At 46.9% G+C, this 5,326-nt stretch carries 3 protein-coding genes and 1 pseudogene; all 4 read right to left on the bottom strand.

The window, feature by feature from the left end:
- Nucleotides 1–409 (bottom strand): annotated as a pseudogene (locus QTN95_RS19590) (hypothetical protein); the annotation flags it as partial.
- Nucleotides 406–3,624 carry a LysM domain-containing protein gene (locus QTN95_RS19595; protein ID WP_331418679.1) on the bottom strand — a complete coding sequence of 1,073 codons (3,219 nt, stop codon included), beginning with the start codon at nucleotides 3,622–3,624 and terminating at the stop codon, nucleotides 406–408. The gene QTN95_RS19595 and the pseudogene QTN95_RS19590, both read right to left, overlap by 4 nt.
- Entirely contained in the window at nucleotides 3,621–4,514 is an 894-nt protein-coding gene (locus tag QTN95_RS19600; protein ID WP_331418680.1) for a DUF4123 domain-containing protein, read from the bottom strand. Before QTN95_RS19600 ends, QTN95_RS19595 begins: the two co-directional genes overlap by 4 nt.
- Nucleotides 4,511–5,326, bottom strand: an 816-nt coding sequence (locus tag QTN95_RS19605; RefSeq protein WP_331418682.1) for a type VI secretion system Vgr family protein, incomplete at its 5' end; no start/stop codon positions are given. The genes QTN95_RS19600 and QTN95_RS19605, both read right to left, overlap by 4 nt.

The raw sequence follows: 5,326 nt of genomic DNA on the forward strand, positions 1-5,326 counted from the left end.
CCATACAAATGGCGAGAATTGCCAGAACGGTGATATCGACGTAACTGAGTGACCATGTATCTCCAGCGGTGTAAACCATCGAAGTCTTGACAAGCAGCCAGAGCAAGGTAAAAAAAATCACCGCATACACATTATCGCCTCTGCTATGGACAGACCGAACTCGCATATCAATAAATCCATCATGTCCCCCTGCAGAAAAGAGTTCAAAAAATTCTCCCATATCTTCAGCATCTTTAATTTGGTGGACTAGGGAGATTTTTTTATTGCCGGGGTTTAATGGCTCTTGCTGAATCAAATGGCCATTAGGGTAGTGATCCACGCCGTGTTGGGTAATATGGAAGTTAGGGGTAAAACCAAAGTCTTCTGGCCCAACCCAATGGTTGGGGCCAACTTGTCTAATCTCACTCATGATTTAGTTTTCTCGATTTCAAAAGACTCCAACTCAGTGCTGCTGCGCCAGAATTCAAACAAATGTTTGTCATCACTGATGGTTATTTTCGGGTATTTTAACGAAACAGGATAACCAGCGGGGTTATGATAAGCGAGCGCCAGTTGATAAAAACGATAGTCTGTTTCCAGTTCTGCTTCATCGACCTCAAAGCTCAGGGCGGCAGTGGTGTCATTAAGCAGAGTGATCTTGCCGTTAAGCTGATTGGTTTGCCAGCGGTTTTCTCGACTGTGACTCACCAGTAGATCCTTAGTGTCCTTCTGCGCATAACCCTGCAGATACACACTGACATCGCTGGTTAATGGCACAAAGCCAGGCAGTAAAATATGCAGCGTAAAACGGCTCAGACCATCGGTTTGACTAACATTGAGTAGCTGTGGGATGGGTTTAAATAAATAGTCGCCAAACGCAGTGAGCTCTTGTTGCATCACTCTAATCGCATCCTCTAGCTTGGCATCTTGATCAAAAAGCTTCAGTCGTTGTTCTAAGGTGTTGAATTTGGATTTACCGTAAGCATAATTGCCACGGCCCCAGAAGGAGCCCTTTAAAAACAGTTGGGTTTTATCGTCCATTAAGGAGGCTCGGATTATCTCTAGCGTCAGCGCTGTGACACCCAGTACAACCGCGGCCACCGCCATAACCGGCGCCGCCGCTGGCACCAGTGCCACCCAGGCGCAATACGCCGCCATACCATTGACCAACAGTGTTACCCCTGATACCGCTGTGGCTAAGGCATTTTGGTTACCAACCAGATCGGTGCCAAGTTGATACCCACTGCCCAGTGCGGCAACAACACCACCGATAACCGGCAGCCAGCGAAAAGTGATTTTTACGAACTTCGTTGTCCAAGCGCCAATGCGTTCAGCTACCACGATTGTTTTTTGCGAGGTAACGTCGATTCGTTTTAACTGTAAGACCAATTTACTAGAGATTGACGTGCCTAATAATCTAGCACCATCTGCTTTCATAAACTCAGTAAAGACTTGTTTACCGCCGACTTGGCCAAAGCGTGCCCCGGCAAACTGATCGAGAGCGGCAAAAGAACTGGTGATCAATCCTAAATACCCATTTGACTGTTCTAGAAAGACTTTTAAGTGGCCATCTTTTTCTGCCGTGCTGTTCATCTGTGTGGTGTTGTAAACCTGAACTAAAAAGAACAGGCCGACAGCGCTGCTTTGCACATTGGGGGTAAATACCTGCTCTGTTTGGCGATAGAGCTTCATCAAGGCGGTTTTTTCACTTAAGAAATCATTGCCGTTAACCTGCTTAAGCCAATATTTCGCGTGCTTTTCAACCGTAGCTAGCTTTTTACCTGGGGCAGACGTCTGGTTGACCGCATACAGGTTGAGCGTTTGAGTACTTGTTTGCTGTTGTGGAGCGTTGGTGATGTGCCCGGTAGCCGCATAGACCATCACGGCATACGAAGCCTCAATATCAAACATCACATCAGCCAGATTGCTGGTTACCAATGGGAATTGATAGTTATAGCGGTAAGTAAGCAGGCTATAGGTCTCCTGCCAAAGCACAACCGTCTTGCCTTCATGACTTAATTGAACCAAAGGGCTGGCGATAGACTGTATCAGTCCATCGGTGGCCACCGTTGCAGGCATATTACCCGATTCAATCAGCCCACTTCTTACACTGGCAATCGCTTCAATACTGGAATTACTGTTGGTTGTTCCGTTAAGCTCTTTTAGCCATTTAGAGCCTTCTAACACCAATGGCTTGGCAAAGCCTAGCGCGGCTAAGAAGTGCGCCCCAGCCCCTTTTTCCTGTTGTGGTTGCTCTGAGACCACGGCAAGCAAGGTTTTACTCCAGCGTTGAGCCAGTGCAACGCCTTGATCGGTTGCCTCAAGATTGTTGGTCATCGCGAACAAGAGGCTTTCTTTAAGCGCGATTTGTTCTTTGTCACTGTCATCTAACCAGGCGAGCGCGATATCTAGCTGTTCATGATCTAACCAAGTCAACCAATCTTCAGACAAGGTTTCAAGCTGCTGTTTGAGTTTGGGCATCGCATCTTGGTAGTCCTTTAGGTAGCCTTCCATCTCATCAACGTGCAAGCACTTTTCTAACTCTTGCTTTCTTGAAGAACCTGCTGCCGCTTGGCGTTGTTCCATTTCTTGATCACTGCGCTTACGGGCAGAGAGTGCGGCAGCGTAATGACCCGTTGGTTGATATTGTGAGACTTTCGACGCGGCCTGTGTCATCTCGTTGTCGATGATGTGCTTGGTTAACTTTGCCATCTGGAGAGGATGTTGCGACGTGCTCAAACTCGACATGGTGAGCTCGTAAGCAATAGAGAACTCACGGCACAGATCGGTAACGATACCAATCGCATCAACCAGACAGACCGCGTAGTTATTTTTAGGCGTTTGTGCTTCGTATGGTACGCGTATCCCATTGATATCAGAGACAGGCTCTAATGCAGGAAACGTCCATTTTAGAACACTCTCTACCACTTGCGTATTGGCGAACAAGTTCTCAATATCATAAAGCGGTCTGGTATCTGGCGCGTTGCCTGCCGCAGCTTGTGCAAAGTCGATACGCTGACCGAGTTTGATAATGGTATCTGGGTTGGCTTGTAAGTTTGATAATCTTAACTCTGATAGTGGCGTAATGCTAAGCCACATGGTGGCTTTTGTTTTCTGTTTTTGCTTAAGGATCGGTAAAGCGGATTTCACTTCTGGAGGCATCTCGCCAAACACACAACGAGCATCTTGTGCGATACCCTCTTGATAAAGCACTTCGATAAGGTACTGATCGTCCTCGTTATAAAAGTAGACGGTATGATCGATGAGCTCTCGAGCAATATAATGATGCTCTTGCATATTGGCTAAGTCGACGCCAACTGACAAGGTCTCAGGAAGTTTTGCTGAGCTATCCTTATCTGCCACCGCATAACGCATCGGTTTTACTGTGAACCATTCATCTCTGAGTGGACACTCTTCGACGACGTTGTCTACCTGTTTTGAACTGGCGACGATGGCCGCATTGGTTGCGGGATCTGAAGTACCAGAAACAAGTACCGCATCCTGTGGGATATGAATGACATCACCGGCACGAATGTTATTCGGATCAGAAATGTTAGGATTCGCGTTCTGTATCGCTTTTAAGGTTATGCCGTTTGCGCGCGCGATACCGGTTAAGGTATCTCCTGATTGAATGGTATAGTTCATGGATAGTTCTCCACTGAGTCTCGTGGATTTTGAGCAAGTGAGACAGATAATTGATTGGCGAGTTTTAAACGTTGCTCTAAGGGAGCTTTAACGTCATGCAGACAAGCCGTTACTTCAGGATAAAGTGAGCTTTTACCTAACACATCGCCAAGTCGGCAAACGATATTGAGGTAATATGTGGCTAATTGTTCGTTGACTTGACCAAGCGGTTGTAAGTCAGCCAGTTGCTGCAAAACAAACGCGTGCGTTTCTAGTTTGCTTGCTTGCAGTCTGTCAGGAAAATATGCCTCTATGTGCTGGATAAGTCGCCATGCTGTGTATGCTGTGCTCGCATCACTCAGACCCTGCCACTCTTCATCGGTAAAGAAGGCTTCTTTTAACGCTTGGGGTGTTTCCAAACACGATTTCGCTTCACCGTATTGCTGGTTAAAAAGGTTTGGTAGCCATATGTTTTTCATTGGCCCCATCCAAGACTCAAAGCGTGTTTCATCTGCCGCTTTGAGTAAATAAAGCATAATAATGGGGTCATATAAACGAGCTAAATTATTTTCTAACCCACCATGCTGACACAAAATGAGTTTCTTCCAGTGTGTTTCGAGATCATCTATAGAAGCGTTGGATTCGAAAATAACCCCATACCGATAAGGCGCAGTGTCATGAGCCCAATCTTGAATTTGTTTTGACCATGTAACAAGGTATGGACCAATATCCGATACGTTTTGCCAACGTGTATTACGCAATAGAGATCGATACTCGATGGGAGTCGTCAGCTCTCTGCCTAACGTTGCGATGTTAAACTCAAGTTTCGGCAGCAGTGCACCATCGAGAACCATCCAACGGGCTAGCCTTGATACTGGTGGAAGCTCGGTAGAGTATTGGAAAGTTTTCATGACTGAGCCTCCTCACAAGCTCGGCAAATTGGACTGCCGTTTATTGCTGCCTCAAGAACCGTATTTCGTTGTTGTTCTGTGACCAGTGGTGGTTCCATCTCTTGCGGCGCTTGCTGCAACTCTAACCCATTCGGTAATGCGGCTTGCTGGCCTCCATACCCGCTGCCGCTACCCGGGCTACCGCCCGAATTTAAATTGACTTTCGCCCCAACCAAGCTAACACCAGACGCGTCTAGTTTTATAAAGCTGCCACAGGCTTTCAAAGTCATTTCAGAGCCCGCTTCGATAACGACCTTCATACCGGCTTTGATGTGGAGTTCATTGCCAATTTCAAATGCATGCAACTGAGCGATTTTTTGGTGCAGATTCCCTTCCACAATCGAGGTGGCATCTTGTTTGACCAAAGTGCGGCTTTCGCCCTCCACGGTGAGGTTGTGGCTGTTTTTAATCTGAGTGAAATGGTCGTTATCGATCGTGATATGTTGGTCGTGTTTAACATGAGTGGTCATGTCATTCAGCACTATCGAGTCAAAATCCTTCTGCGCATGAAGATAGACTTGCTCTTGGTCTGCTTGGTCTTCAAAACTCAGTTCGTTAAAGCCTTGTCCTTGGTGGGTCTCACTGCGTAGGACGGTTTTGGTTTTGTTGTTGGGCAGAACATAAGGCGGCTTATTGACCGCATGATAGGTGCGCCCCGTGATGATGGGCTGATCAGGGTCACCATTAAGAAATGAGACAATCACTTCGTGACCAATGCGAGGCAAAGCGACCATGCCATATTGGCTGCCCGCCCAACCTTGAGAGACTCGCAC

This window comes from Vibrio sp. M260112 (genome assembly GCF_036533775.1).
Lineage (GTDB): Bacteria > Pseudomonadota > Gammaproteobacteria > Enterobacterales > Vibrionaceae > Vibrio.

Excerpts from the sequence above, each read along its gene's own strand:
- QTN95_RS19595 (WP_331418679.1), bottom strand. The coding sequence starts at position 3,624 with ATGAACTATACCATTCAATCAGGAGATACCTTAACCGGTATCGCGCGC.
- QTN95_RS19600 (WP_331418680.1), bottom strand. The coding sequence starts at position 4,514 with ATGAAAACTTTCCAATACTCTACCGAGCTTCCACCAGTATCAAGGCTA.